Annotated in this window: 20 protein-coding genes; 4 read left to right on the forward strand and 16 right to left on the reverse strand. The window is 72.9% G+C overall.

Features of this window, described 5'->3' with window-relative positions:
• Positions 1–450: 450 nt before the first annotated feature.
• Positions 451–2055: an amidohydrolase gene (locus IG64_RS24470; RefSeq protein ID WP_037860219.1), complete on the reverse strand. Its 1605-nt coding sequence runs from the start codon at positions 2053–2055 to the stop codon at positions 451–453.
• Between the two features lie 243 nt (positions 2056–2298).
• A complete protein-coding gene (locus tag IG64_RS24475) occupies positions 2299–2739 on the reverse strand; it encodes an Lrp/AsnC family transcriptional regulator (protein WP_018570152.1) in 441 nt (146 codons plus the stop codon).
• A gap of 268 nt (positions 2740–3007) precedes the next feature.
• Here IG64_RS24475 and IG64_RS24480 point away from each other — a divergent pair, with 268 nt between their 5' ends.
• Complete coding sequence (locus IG64_RS24480; RefSeq protein WP_037859908.1) at positions 3008–3442, forward strand: hypothetical protein; 435 nt, start codon at positions 3008–3010, stop codon at positions 3440–3442.
• 396 nt (positions 3443–3838) lie between these two features.
• Positions 3839–4087: a hypothetical protein gene (locus tag IG64_RS43310; RefSeq protein ID WP_078884197.1), complete on the forward strand. Its 249-nt coding sequence runs from the start codon at positions 3839–3841 to the stop codon at positions 4085–4087.
• Here IG64_RS43310 and IG64_RS24485 read toward each other — a convergent pair.
• The 5 genes from IG64_RS24485 to IG64_RS24500 all read right to left on the reverse strand — a co-directional run bounded on the left by IG64_RS24485 (position 4050) and on the right by IG64_RS24500 (position 10327).
• On the reverse strand, positions 4050–5222 hold the full coding sequence (locus IG64_RS24485) for an acyl-CoA dehydrogenase family protein (protein WP_037859910.1): 1173 nt from the start codon (positions 5220–5222) through the stop codon (positions 4050–4052). The two genes, IG64_RS43310 and IG64_RS24485, sit on opposite strands and share 38 nt — an antisense overlap.
• Before the next feature lie 443 nt (positions 5223–5665).
• On the reverse strand, positions 5666–5818 hold the full coding sequence (locus IG64_RS40620; RefSeq protein ID WP_107474343.1) for an SCO1431 family membrane protein: 153 nt from the start codon (positions 5816–5818) through the stop codon (positions 5666–5668).
• Between the two features lie 239 nt (positions 5819–6057).
• Positions 6058–7452 (reverse strand): peptidase C39 family protein, encoded by a 1395-nt coding sequence (locus tag IG64_RS24490; protein WP_037859911.1) that lies wholly within the window; start codon positions 7450–7452, stop codon positions 6058–6060.
• A gap of 340 nt (positions 7453–7792) precedes the next feature.
• Positions 7793–9292 (reverse strand): amino acid permease, encoded by a 1500-nt coding sequence (locus IG64_RS24495; RefSeq protein WP_234438603.1) that lies wholly within the window; start codon positions 9290–9292, stop codon positions 7793–7795.
• Between the two features lie 78 nt (positions 9293–9370).
• Entirely contained in the window at positions 9371–10327 is a 957-nt protein-coding gene (locus IG64_RS24500; RefSeq protein WP_037859915.1) for a hypothetical protein, read from the reverse strand.
• Between the two features lie 389 nt (positions 10328–10716).
• Here IG64_RS24500 and IG64_RS24505 point away from each other — a divergent pair, with 389 nt between their 5' ends.
• Together IG64_RS24505 and IG64_RS24510 are read left to right on the forward strand one after the other, a co-directional pair.
• Positions 10717–11340: a uridine kinase family protein gene (locus tag IG64_RS24505; RefSeq protein ID WP_037860221.1), complete on the forward strand. Its 624-nt coding sequence runs from the start codon at positions 10717–10719 to the stop codon at positions 11338–11340.
• Between the two features lie 430 nt (positions 11341–11770).
• Positions 11771–13639, forward strand: a complete 1869-nt coding sequence (locus IG64_RS24510) for an AAA family ATPase (protein WP_037859917.1) — start codon at positions 11771–11773, stop codon at positions 13637–13639.
• Positions 13640–13791: 152 nt separating this feature from the next.
• Here the strand turns inward: IG64_RS24510 and IG64_RS24515 are convergent, their stop codons facing one another.
• The 9 genes from IG64_RS24515 to IG64_RS24555 all read right to left on the reverse strand — a co-directional run bounded on the left by IG64_RS24515 (position 13792) and on the right by IG64_RS24555 (position 21275).
• Entirely contained in the window at positions 13792–14877 is a 1086-nt protein-coding gene (locus tag IG64_RS24515; protein ID WP_037859918.1) for a hemolysin family protein, read from the reverse strand.
• On the reverse strand, positions 14874–16220 hold the full coding sequence (locus IG64_RS24520) for a hemolysin family protein (protein ID WP_037859920.1): 1347 nt from the start codon (positions 16218–16220) through the stop codon (positions 14874–14876). Before IG64_RS24520 ends, IG64_RS24515 begins: the two co-directional genes overlap by 4 nt.
• 244 nt (positions 16221–16464) lie before the next feature.
• The gene (locus IG64_RS24525; RefSeq protein WP_037859922.1) at positions 16465–16947 is read right to left on the reverse strand and encodes a PH domain-containing protein; all 483 of its coding nucleotides are present in this window, start codon (positions 16945–16947) and stop codon (positions 16465–16467) included.
• A gap of 13 nt (positions 16948–16960) precedes the next feature.
• Positions 16961–17809 carry an ATP phosphoribosyltransferase gene (gene hisG / locus IG64_RS24530; RefSeq protein WP_037859924.1) on the reverse strand — a complete coding sequence of 283 codons (849 nt, stop codon included), beginning with the start codon at positions 17807–17809 and terminating at the stop codon, positions 16961–16963.
• 52 nt (positions 17810–17861) lie between these two features.
• A complete protein-coding gene (locus tag IG64_RS24535; protein ID WP_018570165.1) occupies positions 17862–18134 on the reverse strand; it encodes a phosphoribosyl-ATP diphosphatase in 273 nt (90 codons plus the stop codon).
• A 34-nt stretch (positions 18135–18168) separates the two neighbouring features.
• Positions 18169–18654 (reverse strand): 6,7-dimethyl-8-ribityllumazine synthase, encoded by a 486-nt coding sequence (gene ribH / locus IG64_RS24540; protein WP_037859926.1) that lies wholly within the window; start codon positions 18652–18654, stop codon positions 18169–18171.
• A gap of 85 nt (positions 18655–18739) precedes the next feature.
• Positions 18740–20029: a bifunctional 3,4-dihydroxy-2-butanone-4-phosphate synthase/GTP cyclohydrolase II gene (locus IG64_RS24545; RefSeq protein WP_037859927.1), complete on the reverse strand. Its 1290-nt coding sequence runs from the start codon at positions 20027–20029 to the stop codon at positions 18740–18742.
• Positions 20026–20670, reverse strand: coding sequence for a nicotinamide mononucleotide transporter family protein (locus tag IG64_RS24550; protein WP_037859929.1), 645 nt, complete (start codon positions 20668–20670; stop codon positions 20026–20028). The genes IG64_RS24545 and IG64_RS24550 overlap by 4 nt, the downstream gene beginning before the upstream one ends.
• Positions 20667–21275, reverse strand: coding sequence for a riboflavin synthase (locus IG64_RS24555; protein WP_037859930.1), 609 nt, complete (start codon positions 21273–21275; stop codon positions 20667–20669). Before IG64_RS24555 ends, IG64_RS24550 begins: the two co-directional genes overlap by 4 nt.
• Positions 21276–21342 lie beyond the last annotated feature (67 nt).

Below are 21342 nucleotides of genomic sequence, written 5' to 3' on the forward strand. Positions count from 1 at the left end.
TCCGTTCGGTGGTGTCGATTCGACCAGAGCTGGGTAAGAACTCTCTTTTTCGGAATGGGGGCCCGGTGCCCTTCGGGCCGACCTGGTACCCGCTGGCTGCGGATCGACCGAAAGCCGTTGTCTACTGAGCGACCGGGCCCCACCCGGGTCACACCTTGCCGACCGTCCGGAACGTTCCCCCGCCGACGCGGACGCTGAGCCTGGCTCCCAGTGACGGTGACCCGGTGCGGCACACCGTCCCTGACCCAGCGGCACTGCGACGCGGGTACGGAAGTTCCCCGGTCGGGCGTCCGGTGGTGGACCCGGCAGAACCTACCGGCCCCCTGCCGTCGCCTGTCAAACAGCGGCCCGGCCCGCCGGGAAGCCCGGCGCCGCCCGGCCGGTGCCGAGGATGCGCAGGTCGCGCGAGCGGGCGGCGGGGGATCCTCGCCGCCGCGCCGCACCGGGAGATCACTCGCCCGGCCGTACGAAGACGGTCCGGCCCCCCACCACGGTCCGCAGGCAGACGGGCAGGTCACGGCCCTCGCCGAGGTCGGGCAGGCCGGGGGTGCCGGAGCGCGGGTCCGTCGACCAGCGGGCGACGCGGTCGTCCGGGGCCTGGACGACCAGCTCGCCGGTGCGCCACACGGCATAGTCCGCCACGGCGCCCGGCACCAGCACACCGGCGTCGTCACGGCCGATGGCCCGCCAGCCGCCGCGGGTGTGGGCGGTGAAGGCGGCCCGCACGGAGACCCGGTGCTCGGGGGTGCGGTGGAAGGCGGCGGCGCGGACCGTGCCCCACGGGTCGAGCGGGGTGACGGGGCTGTCCGAGCCGAGGGCGAGCGGGACACCGGCCCGCAGCAGCGCCGCGAAGGGGTTCAGCGTCCTGGCCCGCTCGGCGCCCAGACGCTGGGCGTACATGCCGTCCTCACCGCCCCACAGCGCGTCGAAGGCGGGCTGGACGGACACGGTCAGCCCCAGCTCGGCGAAGGCCGCGACGGTCTCCGGGGTGAGCATCTCGGCGTGTTCGACGCGGTGCCGGGCGGCGCGGACCCGGGCCAGGCCGAGCTTGTCGGCGGCGGCCCGCACGCCCTCGACGACCGTGCCGACCGCGGCGTCCCCGATGGCGTGGAACCCGGCCTGCAGGCCCGCCTCGGTGCAGGCGGTGACATGGGAGGCGACGGCGTCCGCGTCGAGGTAGGCGCTGCCGGTGTGGGCCGCGTCGGCGTACGGGGCGTGCAGGCAGGCGGTGTGGGAACCGATGGAGCCGTCGACGAACAGGTCCCCGGCCGCGCCGAGCGCCCCGAGCTGCCGCGCCTTGTCGGCGTCCGCCTCGGCCCAGTAGCCGACGACCCGCGGGCCCGGCTCCTCGGCGGCCGTGCGCAGCAGACCCGTGAAGTCGTCCTCGGAGGAGATGTTGGGGCCGCCGCACTCGTGCACGGAGCCGATGCCCAGGGCGGCGGCCCGGGCCAGCGCCGCACGCTGCGCCTCGGCGCGCTGGGCGGGCGTGACGGCGGCGAACGCGGCGGCCCGCACGGCGTGGTGGGCGTCGGCGGTCAGCGGGCCGTCCACCGGTCCCCGGACCGACGGGACGAGGTCGAGCAGCGCGGTGGTGACGACGGCGGAGTGGACGTCGATCCGGCTGAGGTAGAGCGGCCGGCCGCCGGTGGCCTCGTCGAGTTCCGCGCGCGTCGGGGGACGGCCGCCGGGCCAGCGGGCCGCATCCCAGCCGTGGCCGAGCAGGACCCGGTCGTCCGGCCGGGCGGCGGCGAAGTCCCGTACCCGGGCCAGGGCCGCTTCCAGGGAGGGGGCGGCGGACAGGTCGAGTCCGGTGAGGGCGAGGCCGGTGGCCGTGGTGTGCACGTGGGCGTCGGTGAACGCCGGGGTGACCAGGGCCCCGTCCAGGTCGACGACCTCGTCGACCCCGTCCGCGAAGGCGTCGGCCGCGCCCTCGGAGCCGACCCAGGCGACGTGTCCCGCCTCGACGACCATCGCGGTGGCGAACGGGTCGGCGGGACTGTGGACCTCGCCGCGGCGGAGGAGGACGGTCTGCGGTTCGGCGGTGCGCTCACTCATGAGCACCAGTCTCGCGCCTCCCCCGGGCGGTCCGGCACGCAGGGCGGGTCCCCGCGCGGCACGCGGCGCCCCGGAACGGTACCCGGACCCGCCGGAGCGGGGCCCTGGCCCGCCGGAGCGGGACCCGACGCTGCCGGGGCGGGGCCGGCGGCCCGGAACGGCGGACCCACCGATGCGGCGGCGGAACGGCGTCGGGCCGGCCGAAGCGGTGGGGAACGGCGGCCCGGAACGGCAGGGGCCGGTTCAGATGCGCGGGGGGCGTGCCTCGTACGGGGTCGACAGGACCACCGTGGTCCGGGTCGACACCCCGGCCAGGGTCCGTACCCGGGCCAGCAGTTCCTCCAGTTCGTGCGGCGTGGCGACGCGCACCTTGAGGATGTAGTTCTCGTCACCGGCCACGCTGTGGCAGGCCTCGATCTCGGGCACGCCCGCGAGCCGGTCCGCGATGTCGTCCGGTGCGCTGGGATCGAAGGGTTTGACCGAGATGAAGGCGGTCATGGGCAGCCCGACGGCCTCGGCGTCGACGACCGCCGCGTACCCGCGGATGACGCCACGCTGCTCCAGCCGCCGCACCCTCTGGTGCACGGCCGACGTGGACAGGCCCGTGGCCTTGCCCAGGTCGGTGTAGCTCATCCGCCCGTCCTTGACGAGCAGCTGCACGATCTGTCGGTCCAGCTCCTCCATGACGCAAGAACCTACAGTGCGCTTGATCTCCTCGGATACCTCGGCGGCCCAGGTCATGCCCCGTTCGCCCGGGGCCCGGCGGCGGCCGGTCGGCCACCTGGGGGACAAACCGGCCGCGAGGGGCACCTGCGACCGGCATGTGACCAACGCCACAACACCTGGTCGCTCTTCGTGATGTTCTCGTGATTACCGCCGAGAGCGGGCGGGAAGTGCTTGCTGTGGTCCAGGCCGCAGCGCCTTCACGGCCCAGCCTTAGGGGGAGAATCCCATGCAGAGTCTTAAGCGCCCTGGTCGATCTGTGCCCAAGCGGCAGCAGCCGGTCATCGAACCGCAGCCGGAGGGCGTCGAACCCGACGAGTTCGGCGAGGGCACCGACGCCTACGACACCTTCGAGATGTTCCGGGTGATCTGCCCGGAGTGCGCGCAGCCCATCGCGCTGCTGGCGGACGAGGAGATCCTTCCGGAGCACGCGCTGTGCGCCTCGCCGTGGAACCCGTTCGGACTCACCGTCTGCGCCGGTACCGGGCGCAAGGCCGCCGAGGCGCGTCCGGCGGACGAGTTCGACGGCCCCCAGGAGCAGCAGACGGCCCTGCTGCTGACGCTCCCCCAGGGACTCGACTGGCGGATGCAGCCCTTCTCGCACGTGGGCGGCCCCGGTTCGCGACCGATGCGGGTACCGGCGATGCGGCGCCAGGCCGCCTGACCACCCGCCCGGCCGCCCGGCCCAGGCACTCCGTCCGCACCATGGCGCACCGGCGCCGTGGTGCGGTACCGGCGGGCACGGGCGTGCCGCGATCGCCGCGGGGGGCCCGACGGGCACGGGCCGCGTCGCCGGCCACAGGGCGCATCGATGGGCACGGGCATGCCACCGCGCGGGGGCGCATCCGGTGAGCACGGGTGCGGCGCCGACGACGGGCGCATCGATGCGCCCGGGCGTGCCGGCGGGCGACGACGGCTCGCGACGCCGAAGAGCGGCGGGCGTACCGGAAGAGGCGCGGCCCGGGTCTCCCGCTGCCAGGAGTCCGGACCGGACGCCGCTGGACTCACGCTCGATTCCCCGCGGCGGTGACCTGTCCGCCGTGCGGCGCGTTGCCCGGGTATGACCGCCATTCCTCCGGCAGCCGGACGTCGGCGTCGCATCTTCGTGCCGCCGCCCGCGGAACTGGTTCCGCCCGCGCCCCCGCAGCTCCCGGACCCGCCGATCTACCGCGACCTGATGCGCACCTGGGCCGACCGGGGCCGTACCCTGCCGGGGCGCCACGACCCGGAGTGGGTTCGGCTGGCGGCGCCCCTGCTCGGCCTCGGGCAGTTCAGCGGGTCTCGGGACCCGCGACGTGACGGGCGATGACCATCCGCTGGATCTGGTTGGTCCCCTCGACGATCTGCAGCACCTTGGCCTCCCGCAGGTAGCGTTCGACCGGGAAGTCCGCGGTGTAGCCGTACCCGCCGAGCACCTGGACGGCGTCGGTCGTCACCTTCATGGCCGCGTCCGTGCAGAACATCTTGGCCATGGCCGCCTGCCGCGCGAACGGCCGTCCCGCGTCGCGCAGCCGCGCAGCCGTCAGGTACAGCGACCGGCCCGCCTCGATCTGCGTCGCCATGTCGGCGAGCATGAAGCGCAGCCCCTGGAAGTCGGCGATCGGCCGTCCGAACTGCCGCCGGCCGGTGGCGTAGGCGACCGCCTCGTCGAGTGCCGCCTGGGCGAGGCCTATGGCGCAGGCCGCGATGCCGAGCCGTCCCGAGTCGAGGGCCGCCAGCGCGATGGTGAAGCCCTGGCCCTCCTCGCCGAGCCGGCGGGTGTCGGGGACCCGCACTCCGTCGAGGTGGACCTGCGCGGTCGGCGAGCCCTTCAGGCCCATCTTCTTCTCCGGTGCCGCGGCGCTCAGTCCCTCCGCGTCGCCCGGCACCAGGAAGGCCGTGATCCCGCGCGGGCCCTCTTCGCCCGTGCGGGCCATGACGGTGTAGAAGTCGGCGATGCCGCCATGGGTGATCCAGGACTTGGTGCCGGTGATCACCCATTCGTCGCCCTCGCGGACGGCCTTGGTGCGCAGCGAGGCGGCGTCGGAGCCGGAGGCCGGTTCGGACAGGGCGTAGGCGCCGAGCAGTCCGCCGCCGAGGATCGCGGGCAGATGCTCGGCCCGCTGTTCCTTGGTGCCGTACGCGGCGAGCCCGTAGGTGGCCAGGGAGTGCACGCTCAGGCCGAGTCCGACGGTGAGGCGGGCCGCCGCCAGCTCCTCCAGGACCTGGAGGTACACCTCGTAGGGCTGGTCGCCGCCGCCGTACTCGGAGTCGTAGGGCAGGCCGAGCAGTCCGGAGCGGGACAGCAGGGTGAAGACGTCGCGCGGGAAGCGCCCGGCGTCCTCCTCCTCGGCCGCCTTCGGGGCGATCTCGTGCTGCGCGATGTCGCGGACGAGCGAGATCAGGTCCCGGGCCTCGTCCGTGGGCAGTTGCCGGTCCACCGGCTGCGGGGCGCGGTCGGGCATGGCGACGCTCTCCTCCCTGTCGGGCACTGGCGGACGAGCACCCTGTGGGGCGGCTCCGCCGGGGTCTTCCTCGGGCCGGCCGATGTTCGTCCTCCCGGGTCACGGAAGCGGCTGACCAGCGGCTGTGCGCTGTGAGTATGCCCGATCGGAGGCAGGGAGTCACCGGTTAACGACCGCTTACTTCAAGAAAGGGTGAAGCGGTGTGCCGCAAGCGGTGATCGGCGGTTCCCGCCGGCGGGCGTGCGGTGCCTAAGGGCGGCCGCGGGGGCCGGACGGACAGGGCGGTCCCGTCGGTCGCGGAGCGCGCGGTCCAGGGTCTTCGCACCCAGTTCGCGCAGTGTCCCGGGAGAGCCGGGGGCGGTCGTGCGGCAGGCGCCGGGGCCGTGCCGGGCGTGGCCTGGATCAGGCCTTCGGTGACCTGGGCCTGCCGGGCGACCTACGGGTCACAGCAGTCCGAGCTGGGCGACGAGCATGGCGATCACCACGACGAGGGTCCAGCCGAGGACGTGCTCCAGGACCTTGGGCCCGTCGCCGTCGTCCCGGGGGCCACCGGTGCGGACGCGGGCGGGTGCGGCGGTGGCCGAAGGAGCGGTCATGGTCTCTCGCAGGGTCGGACGTGCGGTGTGGAATCCCCCGCGGGCTCGGCGCCCGCCTCGTCTCCACCTTGCCACCCGCGACACCTCATGCGGCGGAGACCTTGCTCACAGGCGGGGTCCCCGTGCTGACCGGCGCTCTGGTGCGCACAGGCGGGGTCCCGGTGCTCACCGGCGCTCTGGTGCGCACAGGCGGGGTCCCGGTCGCCCGGGGCCCCGCCTGCCGGCCGCCACCGGTCGGGTCAGCGCACGCCCACCGCTTCGAGCGCCGCGCGCTGGCGGGGCGTGGGGTGCGCAGGGAAGTACAGGTAGCAGACGCCACCGCTGCCGGAGACGACCTTGCCGGAGGCGTTGTACCGCTTGGTCCTCAGCCAGATGTTCTCGAACTCCCGGCGCCGGTAGACGCGCCGGACCGCCTCGTCGCTCGGCGAGGCGGGGTCGTTGGCGATCACGTCCCCGTCGGCGGTGAAGCCGATGACCGTCATCAGGTGGCCGGAGGTGCCGTATCCCGCTCCGGTCAGTTCGCTCTTGAGGAAGGACTGCGAGGTGATGGCCGGGACGCCGGCCGCGATCAGCGTCTCCAGGTCGGTGAGGGAACCGAGCCGGGTGATGACGCCCTGCAGGTCCTCGAACGTCGCCGCGTAGGCCGCGTTGAAGGGCCAGTTGCCGCAGCCCGCGTACTGGTAGTCGTACGTGGAACGCGCCGCGTGGCAGACCTGCGGGTCGGCGTAGGACGGGTCCACCCACGACAGTTGGGCGGGGGTGAGCCGGCCGCCCCAGTACTCGACGATCATCTGCGAGGAGGTGGGGCTGCACCAGGCCTCGCCGCCGTTGTCGTACTGGGGGTACTGGCCGGCGTGGATCTCCTGCGAGTACCGCGGGACGGTGAGTTCCGCACCCACGCGTCCGGGGGCCGAGGCGGGCACGGTGAAGCGGTCGGGGATGTCGGAGCCCATGGCACCGGCGCGCCAGACGGTCGGGGTGAGCTGGGTGCCGGGCCTGCGGTAGAGGGTGAGACGCAGCCGGTAGGCGGCCAGCCGCAGGCCGGAGGAGGGGTCGTCGACGGAGAAGGTGTCCGTCCAGATCGTGCTGCGGCCGTCGCTCTGGCCGTCGACGGAGGTGCGCCTGATGTCCTGGTCGCCGGCGGCCCAGCGGCCCATCACGTACCAGGGGGTGTCGGTGCCGTCCGAGTACGTGCCCCGCAGCTCGACCTGGAGCCAGGTGCCGGCCGGGGTGTGCGCGTTCCAGGAGGCGATCGCCTCCGTCGCGGGGACGGGGAGCCGGTGGAGCGGGCCGGTCCAGGTGGCGTACTCCCACGTGGCGGTGGTGCCGGTGTGCGGGTCGGTGTAGTCGGTGGTTCCGCGGGGGGCGGCGATCTCCAGACCCGGGCGGGCGCCGGCCACCGCGCGGGTGCCGTCGCGGGCGCCCGCGCGCCAGTCGGCGTACGTGGTCCAGGCGCGGTAGTCGACCGGGCGGGCGGAGCCGCCCCCGGCGCCGGGTGGACGGCGTCCGGCGGCGGGGGCGGTGGTCCCTCCGGCCGGTTGGGCAGCGGCGGCCGGGGCCGCGCCGCCTGCGACGGCGGCGACGACCGCGGCGGCCAGAACGGATCTGCGGGTGGGCTGATCGGGTCCGCTCATGGGTGGAAGACCCCCAGGTGTCCGAGTCGGGGCGGGTGGCCGGTCCGTGCACGGCGATGCGCCCCCACTATGGCGGCGGCGACCGTCTCCTGCCAGCACTTCACCACGCGCCACGCTCAGCAATATTGGTCTCCACCACTGGCACGCCCTCCTCGGCCCGCACGGCTCGCCGGCCGCCCCGCGGGAGCCCGGCGCCCAGCCTGCGGGGGCCCGCACGGGGACGGGGACCACCGCCGGGCGGCACGCGCCGGCCGCCCTGGCCCGGACCGGTCGCGGCGCCCGGAGCGGACGCGCCCCCGGACCGGTCGCGGCGCTCGCCGGGAGCGGTTCCGGCGCCCCGTCAGATGAGGTCCATCGCGGCGACCTCGTCCGGGCGGCCGTAGCTGACCGGGCCCTGGAAGCGGCGGCGGGCGGTGGCGAACCACCAGACCGTGGCGACGAGCAGGACGGCGGCCAGGGCGATGGGGGCGTAGTTGAACGAGTCGGCGGTGATCGGTGAGGCCTGCGGCAGCATGAACAGCACGCTGCTCAGCACGATCCAGGTGACCGCCACGACGCCGACCGGCCGGCCCCAGCGGCCCAGGTGCCAGGGGCCCGGCTGGAACTCGTCGCCCAGCCGCAGCCTCAGCAGGATCGGGACGGCGTAGGCGAGGAAGAGCCCGACGACGTTGACGCTGACGATGGCGGTGAAGGCCGTGTGCGACCACCAGCCGGGCAGGACCAGCGCCAGGGAGCAGACGACCGCCAGCCAGACGGCCTTGACGGGCGTGCGGGTGCGCGGGGAGACCGAGTGCCACCAGCGGGATCCGGGCATCGCGCCGTCCCGCGAGAAGGCGAAGATCTGCCGGGTGTTGCTGGTGAGGTTGGCCAGGCCGCAGAAGAGCATGGCCCCGATGACGATCAGCAGCATGGCTTTCGCCGCGCCCAGGCCGAGCGCGTCGATGAGGATCTGGACGGGCGGCGCGTCCGCGCCCGCCACGTGTGCGTAGTCACGAATGCTGTAGACGAGCGCGAGCATGAGGATCAGGCCGGTGACCGCCGAATAGCCGATGGCGCGGACGATGCCCCGGGGTGCGTTGACGGTCGCCTGGACCGTTTCCTCGGACATGTGGAAGCTGCCGTCGAAGCCGGTGAAGGTCCAGCTCGTGACGAGCAGGCCGAGCAGCCCTCCGTAAAGTCCGCTCGTGAAACCGGTGTTGTTCGCGAAATGCGTGACGAAGGACACCGGACGGTGATCGCCGGGAACGGCGACCAGCGCGGTCACGATGACCACCATCCCGATCAGCAGCCACCACACGGAGATCCGGTTCAGGACCGCGACCAGTTGGACCGTGTACGTGTTGGCCAGCCCCTGGAGCACGATGACGAGCGCGGTGATCAGCACCGTCTGGTGCGCGGTCGGCCGGTAGGAGGACCACTGGAGGGCGACGAAGGCCTGGATGAAGGTGGCCGCCGCGTACCCGGTGGCCGCCGTACCGCCGACCTGCCCGACGAAGTTCAGCCAGCCGGTGAACCAGGACCAGGCTCCTTTGTGCCGCTTGGCCAGTTTCCCCGCGGAGAAATACAGCGCGCCGCTCGTGGGATAGGCGGAGGCGACCTCGCCCATCGCCGCGCCGACGAACAGCACCATGACGGAGACACCGATCCAGCCGAATACGAGAATGCGGGGACCGCCCGCGTTCATACCGAATCCGAAGGAGGAGAAGATCCCGGAGATGATGTTGATGATGGTGAAGGAGATCGCGAAATTGTCGAACGCCTTGAAACGCCGGGTGAGTTTCCTCGGATAACCCATCGCGTGCAGGGTCGCGTCGTCGTCGAGCGCCCTCGGGTCAGCCATGCCGCGGGTTCTGGCGCGCGGGAGCTGTATCCGTTCCGACACGGTCGGCCTTCCTCTCGTGGGGGGGTGGTGCGAGGGTCAGGGGGACGAGGGCACCGGCAGGCCGCAGGCCCGCCGCGCCCGGGACAACTGCTCCACGGGGTCACCGAAGACGCACCAGGGCATCCGTGAGGCGTAGGGGCCCATGGCGGTCAGGACGGCGCGGGCCTCGAACTCGCACCCGGCGAGCACCAGCGCGTGGGCCAGGTAGGCCAGGTCGAGCACCGGCGTGAACCGGTAACCGGGCACCGTGGGAAGCCAGTTGCGGTAGACCGCGAGGGCGGCGGAACGCCACTGGGGCTGCTCCCAGACCCGGTCCGCGAGCGACTGCGAGGCGTCGTAGCTCTCCACGAGGGCGACCAGCGGCAGCAGCCGCAGCGCGGAGTCGGCGGGCGCGCGCTGGCTCAGGAAGGCGGCGACGTCCCAGGCCGCGTTGACCGAGCCGCCGTGCCGGGTGAAGAAGAAGGCCAGAAATCGGTGGTGGGCCTCGCGGTGCCAGGGGTCGAGGGACAGGATGTGCGCGAACAGCCGCCAGGGGCCGGGCGGGGCGGTCAGCAGCCCCTGCGGCGCAGGGTCGCGCAGCCGGTGCAGCCGGGCCATGGCCAGTTTGGCCGTCCAGGGCGTGGGGTCGGCGGGGTCCACCGCCGAGGCCCGTTCGCAGGCCGAGAGCGCTATCCGCTCCAGCGCGGCGGCCCGCTCGTCGCCGGCGTCGGCCGCGCGCAGCGCCCGGTGCACCGCCACCCGCGCCCACACCAGGGCCGACTCGGGACCGGGTTCCTCGGCCAGCCAGCGTTCGGCGAGGTCGGAGTCGGCGGCCTCCGAGGCCAGCACCAGGGAGCGGTGGGCGCGCAGCGCGAAGTCGTCACGCGTCTCGGCGAGGGCGGCGCGGGCGCTCGCCCAGCGGCCGGCCCGGATGTCGACGCACACGCCGGCCAGGACGCGGTCGTCCGCCGCGGGGTGCCAGACGTACTGCCCGTCGAATAACCCAGCGGCCATCTTCCCCCTGTCGGTCCCCGCACGGCACCTCACAGTGCGCTTCCGGCACTTTACTCATCACCGAGCACAACCGGAACGCGATTTTCGACATGTTCACCCGGGGATTCGCGGGCTATTCCGCGGTACTCGGGGGCACCGCCAAGGGTGTTCCGAAGGGCACCGCGGCCGGCGTTCCGAAGGACGTTGCGACAGGTGTTCACCGGGCGGCGGCACGGACGTCCGGTTACCGGTCACTAGAATGTTCCGGGGAAATATGCCACCACATCCGCGCCCGCCCCGGCACCCGCCCCGCTCCCTGCCCCACCTCACCCCGGCACCCACTCGCCCCCTCGCCCCCACTGCCCGCGCCACCCTTCACCGCACCGCCCACTCCGCCCCCGGGAAGAGCCATTCACACCCTCGCCGACCGTCTGCGCCGCCTCCCGCCGTCCTGCGGGCCCGTCCGCCTGGTCGGTGTCGACGGACACGCGGGTTCCGGAAAGTCCACCTTCACCGCCCGGCTGTCCGCGGCACTGGGCGGGGCTCCCGTCCTGCACCTGGACGACGTCTCCGGCCACGAGGAGCTGTTCGCGTGGGACGGGCGGCTGCTGACCGAGGTGGTCGCCCCGCTCGCCCGGGGCCTGACGGCGCACTACGCCCCCTACGACTGGCGGGCCCGGCGCTTCGGCCCGGCCACGCGCGCGCTGCCGCCGGCGCCCGTCGTGCTCGTCGAGGGCGTGGGGGCGGGCCGCCGGGCCCTGCGCCCCCACCTGGCCCGGCTGCTGTGGATGGAGCTGCCGCGCGAGGAGTCCTGGGCGCGCGGACGGGCGCGGGACGGGGCGGAGCAGCGGGAGTTCTGGGCGGACTGGGTCGAGGCGGAGCGCCGGCACTTCGCCGAGGACCCCTCCCGGCCCTTCGCGGACCTCCTGGTGCGGCAGTCCGCACATGGGTACGAACTGCTTCCGGGGCCCGCCGGGCGGGTTGGACCGGACCAGATCGCTACGGAGGGTGAGGGGTCGTCGGCAATGTGCTGAACTTGTGAAGACCGCCCTGGGGGAACTTGGCCAAGTGTCCCAACTTCGCTTGACCCGGGGCCCGTACAGGTCTTACGTTCTCAATGTGCGGTCATCGCGGACCGCCCGCAAACACGAAGCCCCCGGTTGTTCCCCCGTGACCGGGGGCTTCGTTCTGCCCGCGCACCGCTATCCGGACGCCGCGCGGCTTCATTCGGTCACCCTCGGTCACCGATCCGGGCGTACCGCTTCCGCTTCCGTCTCACCGAACAGCGTGTGCCGCACCCTTCGGCGGGCGGCGATCCCGCAGGTACGATGCCCTCGGTGCGACCTTCGAACGACTGCTTCGCGCACCTGCAACTCCGGTCCGCGCAGCAGCGGTTCGACCAAGGCAGCCACCGGGCGGCGGTCCGGTGGCGAACCTACGGGGGCACGGTCTGTGGGGGACGTGATGGACTTCGGCACGCAGGGCCCCGAGGCCCCGGCCGACCTGGCCTGGCTGCGCGGTGTGGACGCCTACGCGATGGGCGCCTACCCGCAGGCCGAGGAGGAGTTCCGGGCCGCGGTGGAGATGGACCCGGGGATGGCGGACGGCTGGCTCGGGCTGCACGCGCTGCGCGTCGACACGACGACCGCGCTGCTCAGGATGTTCCGGCACCGGGACCGCTTCGGCGAGCAGCGCGCCCGGCACCGGCGCACCCTCAACTCCTGGTACTGGCTGGGCTGGTGGGTGCAGCCGGTGCTGGAGAGCCCCCGCGATCTGCTGCTCGCGCACGCCTCGCACTGGCTGGACGGACGCCACGTGCCCGAGCTGGACCGGGCGCTGGCCGGTCTGCCGCCGGTGGACGCCGACGCCCACGTCCGTTTCCTGCACGCCTGCCGCGCCTACCTGATCAAGGACTGGGAGCAGCTGGTACGGCACACCGACCCGCTCGTCGACGATCCGATGCTCGGCATCGAGGCCGGTCTGTTCGGCGGCATGGCCCGGGTCCGGCTGGAGATGTACGGGCAGGCCGAGCCGCTGCTGTCGGCCGCGCTGATGCGGTGCCGCAGCGAGCAGCCGCAGCGCAAGGAGCTGCGGTACTGGCTGGCCAGGGCACACGAGGGCACCGGCCGCAGCGCCGCAGCGCTGCCCCTGTACCGCGCGGTGCACCGGGTCGACCCCGCCTTCATGGACACCTCGGCACGGCTCGCGGCGATCGCCGAGGGCGACGGTTACGACGACGAGGCCGCCGATTTCGCGGCGGTCACGCTCGCCGGGGCCGGCCAGGACAGCGTGGACGGCCCGGACGTCCTTGACCCGCTCTTCGGCACGGAGGGCCGGGACCTCAGACTCGACGACGCGGAAGCGCCCGCTGCCGGCCCCTTCCCCTCCCCCGCCGACCCGGCGGTGCGTCAGCGGGGCACGGTCGCCGTCGGCCCGCTGCCCAGCGGACCGACGGACCCCGCGTTACTCGAACAGGCGCTCGCCGAACTGGAGCGCATGGTGGGGCTGGAACCGGTCAAGCGCCAGGTGAAGGCGTTGTCGGCCCAGTTGAACATGGCACGGTTGCGCGCCGGGCAGGGGCTGCCCGTCCAGCCGCCGAAACGCCACTTCGTCTTCTCCGGCCCCTCGGGCACCGGCAAGACCACGGTGGCCCGCATCCTCGGCCGGGTCTTCTACGCGCTCGGGCTGCTCGGTGGCGACCACCTGGTGGAGGCGCAGCGCGCCGACCTGGTCGGCGAGTACCTGGGCCAGACCGCGGTCAAGGCCAACGAACTGATCGACTCCGCCATCGGAGGGGTCCTCTTCGTCGACGAGGCGTACTCCCTGTCCAACTCGGGGTACGGCAAGGGCGACGCGTACGGCGACGAAGCCCTCCAGGTGCTGCTGAAGCGGGCCGAGGACAACCGCGACCACCTGGTGGTCATCCTGGCCGGCTACCCCGAGGGCATGGACCGCCTCCTCGCCGCCAACCCCGGCCTGTCCTCCCGTTTCACCACCCGGGTGGACTTCCCGTCGTACCGCCCCCAGGAACTCACCGAGATCGGCAAAGTGCTGGCCGCGGAGAACGGCGACCTCTGGGACGACGAGGCCCTGGACGAGCTGCGCTCCATCGCCGGGCACGTGGTGGACCAGGGGTGGATCGACGAGCTGGGCAACGGCCGCTTCCTGCGCACCCTGTACGAGAAGAGCTGCGCGTACCGGGACCTGCGCCTGTCCGGCTATCCGGGCACCCTGACCCGGGACGACCTGGCGACCCTGCGCCTGCCGGACCTGATGCAGGCGTACGGGGAGGTGCTGTCGGGCCGGGGTCCCCAGGACCCGTCCGCCTTGTGACGGGACCGCCGGGACCCGCACGGCACTCCAGCGCTCCCGGCGCCTCCTGCGCCGGTCCGGCCGCCCTCACGGCCCGGCTCACACGCGGCCCTGCGCACACGTGAGCCCACGGCCGCCGGGCGGTCGTGGGCTCACGTGGAGGCGGCGGCGGCTCAGGTGGCCAGGGCCTGTTCCGGTTCTCCGCTGACCCGGGGTTCCGTGAGCCGGATCTCCGGGGTCACCCGGTGCGCGGGGTCGCGGACCTCGCCGACGAGGAGTTCCAGTACGTCCTCCAGGGCCACCACGCCGAGCACCTTGCCGGAGGCGTCCGCGACCTGGGCCAGATGGGTGGCGGCGCGGCGCATGACCGTCAGGGCGTCGTCCAGCGGCAGCTCGGACCTGAGCGTGGCCATCGGGCGCCATATCCGCTGCGGCACGGCACGGTCGGAGTCCTCCAGGTCGAGGACGTCCTTGACGTGCAGATAGCCCATGAAAGCGCCGTTCTCCGCGGCGACCGGGAAACGGGAGTAGCCGGTGCGGGCGGTGAGCGCGACGATCTCGCCGGGGGTGACCGACGGGCGGACGGTCACCAGCGCGTCACGGCGCAGCAGCACGTCGAGGACGGGCCGCGAGCCCAGTTCCAGCGCGTCCTCCAGACGCTCCTGCTCCTCGGGGCCGAGGAGACCGGCCTGCCCGGAGTCCTCGACGAGCCGGTTGAGCTGCTCGCTGGTGAAGACGGCCTCGACCTCGTCCTTGGGTTCGACGCGGAAGAGCCGCAGGATGCCCTGGGCGCAGGCGCCGAGCGCCACGGTGACGGGCTTGCAGACGCGGGCGAAGGCGACCAGGCCGGGGCCGAGCCACAGCGCGGCCTTCTCCGGTGCGGCCATCGCGAGGTTCTTCGGCACCATCTCGCCGATGACCAGGTGGAAGAAGACCACGGCCGCCAGCGCGATGACGTAGCCCAGCGGGTGCACCACGCCGTCGGGCAGGTGCACCCGGGTGAAGACCGGTTCCAGCAGCCGCGCCACCGTCGGTTCGGCGACGGCGCCCAGGGTCAGCGAGCAGACGGTGATGCCGAACTGGGCGGCTGCCATCATCTGCGGCAGCCGCTCCAGGCCGTGCAGCACCTGTCGGGCGCGGGCGGTGCCGAGCGGTTCGATCTGGCTGCGGCGGACGGAGACGAGCGCGAACTCGGCGCCGACGAAGAAGCCGTTGGTGAGCACGAGCAGCGCGGCGAGGACCAGTTGGAGCACGCTCATCGGGCGGCCTCCGTCACGGCCTCGGCGGTGGGTGCCGCGGTCCCCGTGCGGACCAGCCGGACCCGCTCGGCGCGGTAGTGGCCGACCTGGCGCACGGACAGCCGCCAGCCCGGCAGTTCGGCCCGGTCGCCGGGGGCCGGGATGCGGCCCAGCAGGTCGGCGACGAGTCCGGCGACGGTCTCGTAGGGGCCTTCCGGCGCGTCGAGGCCGATGCGCCGGAGCAGGTCGACCCGGCAGCCGCCGTCGGCGTCCCAGGCGGGCCGGCCGTCCTCCGGCGGAGCGGGGGCGAGTTCGGGCACGTCCTTGGCGTCGTGCTCGTCGCGGACCTCGCCGACGAGTTCCTCGACGATGTCCTCCAGGGTGACGACGCCCGCCGTGCCGCCGTACTCGTCGACGACGACCGCGATGGGCTGCTCGCTGCGCAACTGAGCCAGCAGCGGCTGCACCGGCAGCGTCTCGGGCACCAGCAGCGCGGGCCGGGCGATGCGTCCGACGGGGGTGCGCAGCCGCTCGTGCGCGGGGACGGCGAGGGCGTCCTTGAGATGGGCCATGCCGACCACCTCGTCGATCTTCTCCTGGTAGACGGGGAAGCGGGACAGGCCGGTGGCCCGGGTGAGGTTGACGACGTCCTCGGCGGTCGCGGAGAACTGCAGGGCGCTGACCTTCACGCGCGGCGTCATGACGTGCTGCGCGGTGAGGTCGCCCAGGGAGAGGGTGCGCACGAACAGGTCGGCCGTGTCCTGTTCCAGGGCGCCGGCCTGGGCGGAGTGCCGGGCCAGCGAGACCAGCTCGCCGGGGGTGCGGGCGGAGGCCAGCTCGTCGGCGGGCTCGACGCCCAGCGCCCGTACCAGGCGGTTGGCGACCGTGTTCAGCGCGGCGATCACCGGGTGGAACAGGCGCGAGAAGTGGTGCTGCGGGCCGGCCACGAAGCGCGCGACCTGCAGCGGCCGGGACACCGCCCAGTTCTTGGGGACCAGCTCGCCGATCACCATCTGCAGGGCGGAGGCGAGCAGCATGCCGACGACCACGGCGACACCGGAGACCGCGCCCGTGGGCAGACCGGTCGCGGTCAGCGGGCCGTGCAGCAGCTCGGCCAGTGCCGGTTCGGCGAGCATGCCGACGACGAGGGAGGTGATGGTGATGCCGAGCTGGGTGCCGGAGAGCTGGAAGGACAGCTCGCCCAGGGACTCGACGACCGTACGGGCCCGCCGGTCGCCTTCGGCCGCGGCCCGCTCGGCGTCGGGGCGCTCCACGGTCACCAGGCCGAACTCGGCCGCGACGAAGAAACCGTTGGCGAGAATCAGCAGGGAAGCCGCTCCGAGGAGCAGCAGGGGGATGGTCATGATGCCGCCGCCTGAAAGCGCGTGCGGACCGCTTGGTCGCGGTGCGCGCTATGTCGGCAGGGGGCGGCGCAGGTACTGCAGGACGATCCGTCCATCGCCGGGGGGAGTCACTCCTCGGGTAGCAGGAACCCCTGGCACCGGTCGGCGCTCAGGGGCGGGGACGCAGCGAAACGTCTCCGCCACCAGATTAATCAAGACCGGGCCGAATGCGTCAGGGCAAAGGCCCCGGAGCCGTCCCGGAGGTTCACCCCGAGACGGGTCCGGGGCCCGTCCCTGGGGTCTGCTCCGGGTCGTGGACGGCGCGGGCCTCGACGAGCGCGCGCAGGGCGCGGGCGTCGGCGACGGCGCGCTGCCTGGCGATACCGGGCTGGATGCCCAGTGCGGGCAGGCTGGTGCCGTCACTCAGATTGAGGAAGACCCACGGGTCGCCGGGGCGCAGGTTCACCTGGAGGACCTCCGGCCACTCCAGGTGCCGCTTGGAGGTGATGTTCACCACGGTGACGCCGGATTCGTCGGCGACCACCTTCGGGCGCGCCAGCAGCGCGAGCACGCCGAAGAGGAGGGCGCCGGTGAAGACGAAGCTGATGCGTTCGCCGGGGGTGAGCTGTTCCAGGAGGACCGCCACGGCCGCGATCACGACGAAGATCGCGACCCCGGCGGTGAGCAGCACCGCGCGGGTGTGCCCGGGCCGGAAGGTGACGGGGAGGGCGGGAGGGAGGTCGGACATCGCTCGTTCGTCCTCAGAGGCGGCAGGCGTGGATGGCCGTGGTCAGGATGGCGCGGGCGCCGATCGCGTACAGGTCGTCCATGATCCGCTGCGCGTCCTTGGCGGGGACCATCGCGCGGACGGCGACCCAGCCCTCGTTGTGCAGCGGGGAGACGGTCGGGGACTCCAGGCCGGGGGTCAGCGCGACGGCCTTCTCCAGCTGCTCGACCCGGCAGTCGTAGTCCATCATCACGTACGTCCGGGCGACCAGGACGCCCTGGAGGCGGCGCAGGAACTGCTGCACCTTGGGCTCCTCGGCGTCGGCCCCGGTGCGCCGGATCACGATCGCCTCGGACCTCATGATGGGCTCGCCGAAGACCTCCAGGCCCGCGTTGCGCAGGCTGGTGCCGGTCTCCACGACGTCGGCGATGACCTCGGCGACGCCCAGCTCGATCGCGGTCTCCACCGCGCCGTCGAGGTGGACGACGGAGGCGTCGACGCCGCTGTCGGCGAGGTGCTTGGCGACGATGCCCTCGTAGGAGGTGGCGACCGTCTTGCCGCTCAGGTCGCTCACGCCGCTCGCCGTGCCGGGCTTGGAGGCGAAGCGGAAGGTGGAGCGGGCGAAGCCGAGCGGGAGGATCTCCTCCGCGTTGGCGCCGGAGTCCACGAGCAGGTCGCGGCCGGTGATGCCGATGTCGAGGCGGCCGGAGGAGACGTAGATCGCGATGTCACGGGGGCGGAGGTAGAAGAACTCCACCTCGTTGCCCGGGTCGACGATCCGCAGTTCCTTGGACTCCCGGCGCTGCTGGTAGCCGGCCTCATGCAGCATGTCCGCCGCAGGGCCGGAGAGTGAACCCTTGTTGGGGACGGCGATGCGCAGCATGAGGTCGGCTTCCTTCGCGTGAGGGGGTGGTACTGCTCTTACGGCGGGCGGGTTACAGGTGGGCGTAGACGTCGTCCAGGGAGATGCCGCGGGCGACCATCATCACCTGGACGTGGTACAGCAGCTGCGAGATCTCCTCGGCGGCCGCCTCCTTGCCCTCGTGCTCGGCGGCCATCCAGACCTCGGCCGCCTCCTCGACGACCTTCTTGCCGATGGCATGGACTCCCTTGCCGACCAGTTCGGCGGTGCGGGAGGTGGCGGGGTCGCCGTGGGCGGCCTTCTGCTGGAGCTCGGTGAACAGCTCCTCGAACGTCTTCTTGGACATGGTGCTGCTTACCCTACGCGCTCCGGGCCACTGGTCACCGCCAGGGTTCGGATACTGAACGCAGCGTGGCCGCGGTCGCCACGGCGGCCGTCACCGCCTCGTGGCCCTTGTCCTCCCTGGAGCCTTCGAGACCGGCCCGGTCCAGGGCCTGTTCCTCGTCGTCGCAGGTCAGAACGCCGAAGCCGACGGGGACGCCGGTGTCCACCGACACCTGGGTCAGTCCCTGGGTGACGCCCTGGCAGACGTAGTCGAAGTGCGGGGTGCCGCCGCGGATGACGACACCGAGGGCGACGATGGCGTCGTAGCCGCGGCCGGCCAGCACCTTCGCCACCACGGGGAGTTCGAAGCTGCCGGGCACCCTGAGCAGGGTGGGCTCGTCGATCCCCAGCTCGTGCAGGGCGCGCAGGGCGCCGTCCACCAGTCCGTCCATCACCTTCTCGTGCCACTGTGCCGCGATGACGGCGACCCGGAGGTCTCCGACGTTCCGGACGGACAGATCCGGTGCACCCTTGCCGCTCACGTGTCTCCTCAGTGCTCTGTGCTCTGTAGCGCTCTGTGCTCTGTGCCGACCGGTGCTGTGGTCCGGCCGGGCCTGGTCGCCGGGTCTACTGGTTGCCGCAGGTGGACGCGGTGGCCGCGTCCAGCCAGGGCAGGTCGTGCCCCATCCGGTCCCGCTTGGTGCGCAGGTAGCGGAGGTTGTGCTCGCCGGCCTTCACGGGCATGGGCTCGCGGCCGGTGACCTTGATGCCGTGGCTGAGCAGCGCCTCGGTCTTGTCGGGGTTGTTGGTCATCAGGCGGACGCTGCGGACGCCGAGGTCCCGCAGGATCTGCGCGCCTGCGCCGTAGTCGCGGGCGTCGGCGGGCAGGCCGAGTTCCAGGTTGGCGTCGAGCGTGTCGCGGCCCCGCTCCTGGAGTTCGTACGCGCGCAGCTTGGACATCAGGCCGATGCCGCGTCCCTCGTGGCCGCGCAGGTAGACCACCACGCCCCTGCCCTGCTGCTGGATGCGTTCCAGGGAGGCGTCCAGCTGGGGGCCGCAGTCGCAGCGCAGGGAGCCGAAGACGTCTCCGGTCAGGCATTCGGAGTGGACGCGGACGAGGACGTCGTCGCCGTCGCCGATCTCGCCGTGCACGAGGGCGACGTGCTCCACTCCGTCGACGGTGGAGCGGAAGCCGTAGGCGGTGAAGGTGCCGTGGGCGGTGGGGAGGCTGACCTCGGCCTCGCGCCGGACGGTGGGTTCGCTGCCGCGGCGGTAGGCGATCAGGTCCTCGATGGAGATGATCGTCAGGCCGTGCTTGCGGGCGAACAGGAGCAGTTCGGGCAGGCGCAGCATGCGGCCGTCCTCACCGGCGATCTCGACGATGGCGCCGGCCGGGCGCAGTCCCGCGAGCCGGGCGAGGTCGACGGCGGCCTCGGTGTGGCCGTCGCGGACGAGGACGCCGCCGGGCCTGGCGCGCAGCGGGAAGACGTGGCCGGGCCGGACGAGGTCACCGGGTTCTGCGGTGCCGCCGGCCAGGAGCCGGAGGGTGGTGGCGCGGTCGGCGGCGGAGATGCCGGTGGTGACGCCGTGGGCGGCGGTGGCGTCGACGGAGACCGTGAACGCGGTCTTCATCGATTCGGTGTTGTCCTCGACCATCTGCGGCAGCTGCAGCCGGTCGAGCTCGTCGCCCTCCATGGGGGCGCAGATCAGGCCGCGGCACTCGCTCATCATGAAGGCGACGATCTCGGGGGTCGCCTTCTCGGCCGCGATGACGAGGTCGCCCTCGTTCTCGCGGTTCTCGTCGTCGACGACCACGACGGGACGGCCGGCCGCGATGTCGGCGACGGCCTGCTCGATCGGGTCGAGCGCGAAGTCCTCGATGTCGTCGGTGCTGTACAGGACGGGTGCCGCTGTCATGCGGGCGCTCCTTCCGGGACGGGCCGCGTGCCCTGGCGGGAGCGCAGCCACCAGTCGCGCAGGCCCCACAGGACGAGCGCGCCGTAGATGACGTAGACGAAGCCGGAGAAGGCGAAGCCGTTGGCGAAGTTGAGGGGGACGCCGACGGCGTCGACGAGCAGCCAGGCGAACCAGAACTCGACCATGCCGCGCGCCTGGGCGTACATGGCGACGACGGTGCCGACGAAGATGTAGGCGTCGGGCCAGGGGTCCCAGGACAGGGACGGGTAGGCCTTGAACAGGGCGCCGACCAGGAGGGTGCCGACTGCGGCCACGGCGAGCAGGGCGGCCCGCTCGCGCCAGGTGGCGAAGCGTACGGCGATGTGGCCGTCCTCCGCCGCGCCCCTGCCGCGGTTCCACTGCCACCAGCCGTAGACGGCGACGACCATCACCACGATCTGCTTGCCCGCGCTGCCGGAGAGGTGGGCGGTGGCGAAGGCCGCGAAGAGGATCAGGCCGGACAGGAACTGGGTGGGCCAGCTCCATATGGAGCGGCGCCAGCCGAACGCCAGGCCGAGCAGACCGATGATGTTGCCGATCATGTCGGACCACTTGATGTGCTGGCCGAAGAGCGTGAAGGCCTCGGAGTTGAGCCAGTTCACCGGCCGGCCCCCGCGATCCGGTCGCCGAGCAGCCGTTCGACGTACTTGGCGACGACGTCCACTTCCAGGTTGACCGGGTCGCCGGGCTGCTTCAGTCCGAGGGTGGTCAGCGCGAGGGTGGTGGGGATGAGGCTGACGGTGAAGTGCTCGGCGCCCGCGTCGACGACGGTGAGGCTGATGCCGTCGACGGTGATGGAGCCCTTCTCCACGACGTAGCGGGCGAGGTGCGCGGGCAGGGAGATCCGCACGATCTCCCAGTGCTCGGAGGGGGTGCGCTCCACGATGGTGCCGGTGCCGTCGACGTGGCCCTGGACGATGTGGCCGCCGAGGCGGGCACCGACGGCGGTGGGCCGTTCGAGGTTGACCCGGGAGCCGGGGGCGAGCGCGCCGAGGCTGGAGCGTTCGAGGGTCTCGGCCATGACGTCGGCGGTGAACTCGTCGCCTTCGTGGTCGACGACGGTCAGACAGACGCCGTTCACGGCGATGGAGTCGCCGTGCTGCGCGCCTTCGGTGACGACGGGGCCGCGCAGGCGGAAGCGAGCGGCGTCGCCGAGGTTCTCGACGGCGGTGACCTCGCCCAGCTCTTCGACGATTCCGGTGAACACTTCCCGGGTCCTCCTGCCTCTTCGGGCACGGACTCCGGGGCTGCCGACGACGGCAGGACACACGAGC

Source organism: Streptomyces sp. NRRL S-340 (assembly GCF_000720185.1).
Taxonomy (GTDB): domain Bacteria; phylum Actinomycetota; class Actinomycetes; order Streptomycetales; family Streptomycetaceae; genus Streptomyces.

Coding starts and splice junctions, on each gene's coding strand:
- IG64_RS24470 (WP_037860219.1), bottom strand. CDS start 2,055: ATGAGTGAGCGCACCGCCGAACCGCAGACCGTCCTCCTCCGCCGCGGC.
- IG64_RS24475 (WP_018570152.1), bottom strand. CDS start 2,739: ATGGAGGAGCTGGACCGACAGATCGTGCAGCTGCTCGTCAAGGACGGG.
- IG64_RS24480 (WP_037859908.1), top strand. CDS start 3,008: ATGCAGAGTCTTAAGCGCCCTGGTCGATCTGTGCCCAAGCGGCAGCAG.
- IG64_RS43310 (WP_078884197.1), top strand. CDS start 3,839: ATGACCGCCATTCCTCCGGCAGCCGGACGTCGGCGTCGCATCTTCGTG.
- IG64_RS24485 (WP_037859910.1), bottom strand. CDS start 5,222: ATGCCCGACCGCGCCCCGCAGCCGGTGGACCGGCAACTGCCCACGGAC.
- IG64_RS40620 (WP_107474343.1), bottom strand. CDS start 5,818: ATGACCGCTCCTTCGGCCACCGCCGCACCCGCCCGCGTCCGCACCGGT.
- IG64_RS24490 (WP_037859911.1), bottom strand. CDS start 7,452: ATGAGCGGACCCGATCAGCCCACCCGCAGATCCGTTCTGGCCGCCGCG.
- IG64_RS24495 (WP_234438603.1), bottom strand. CDS start 9,292: ATGGCTGACCCGAGGGCGCTCGACGACGACGCGACCCTGCACGCGATG.
- IG64_RS24500 (WP_037859915.1), bottom strand. CDS start 10,327: ATGGCCGCTGGGTTATTCGACGGGCAGTACGTCTGGCACCCCGCGGCG.
- IG64_RS24510 (WP_037859917.1), top strand. CDS start 11,771: ATGGACTTCGGCACGCAGGGCCCCGAGGCCCCGGCCGACCTGGCCTGG.
- IG64_RS24515 (WP_037859918.1), bottom strand. CDS start 14,877: ATGAGCGTGCTCCAACTGGTCCTCGCCGCGCTGCTCGTGCTCACCAAC.
- IG64_RS24520 (WP_037859920.1), bottom strand. CDS start 16,220: ATGACCATCCCCCTGCTGCTCCTCGGAGCGGCTTCCCTGCTGATTCTC.
- IG64_RS24525 (WP_037859922.1), bottom strand. CDS start 16,947: ATGTCCGACCTCCCTCCCGCCCTCCCCGTCACCTTCCGGCCCGGGCAC.
- hisG (WP_037859924.1), bottom strand. CDS start 17,809: ATGCTGCGCATCGCCGTCCCCAACAAGGGTTCACTCTCCGGCCCTGCG.
- IG64_RS24535 (WP_018570165.1), bottom strand. CDS start 18,134: ATGTCCAAGAAGACGTTCGAGGAGCTGTTCACCGAGCTCCAGCAGAAG.
- IG64_RS24545 (WP_037859927.1), bottom strand. CDS start 20,029: ATGACAGCGGCACCCGTCCTGTACAGCACCGACGACATCGAGGACTTC.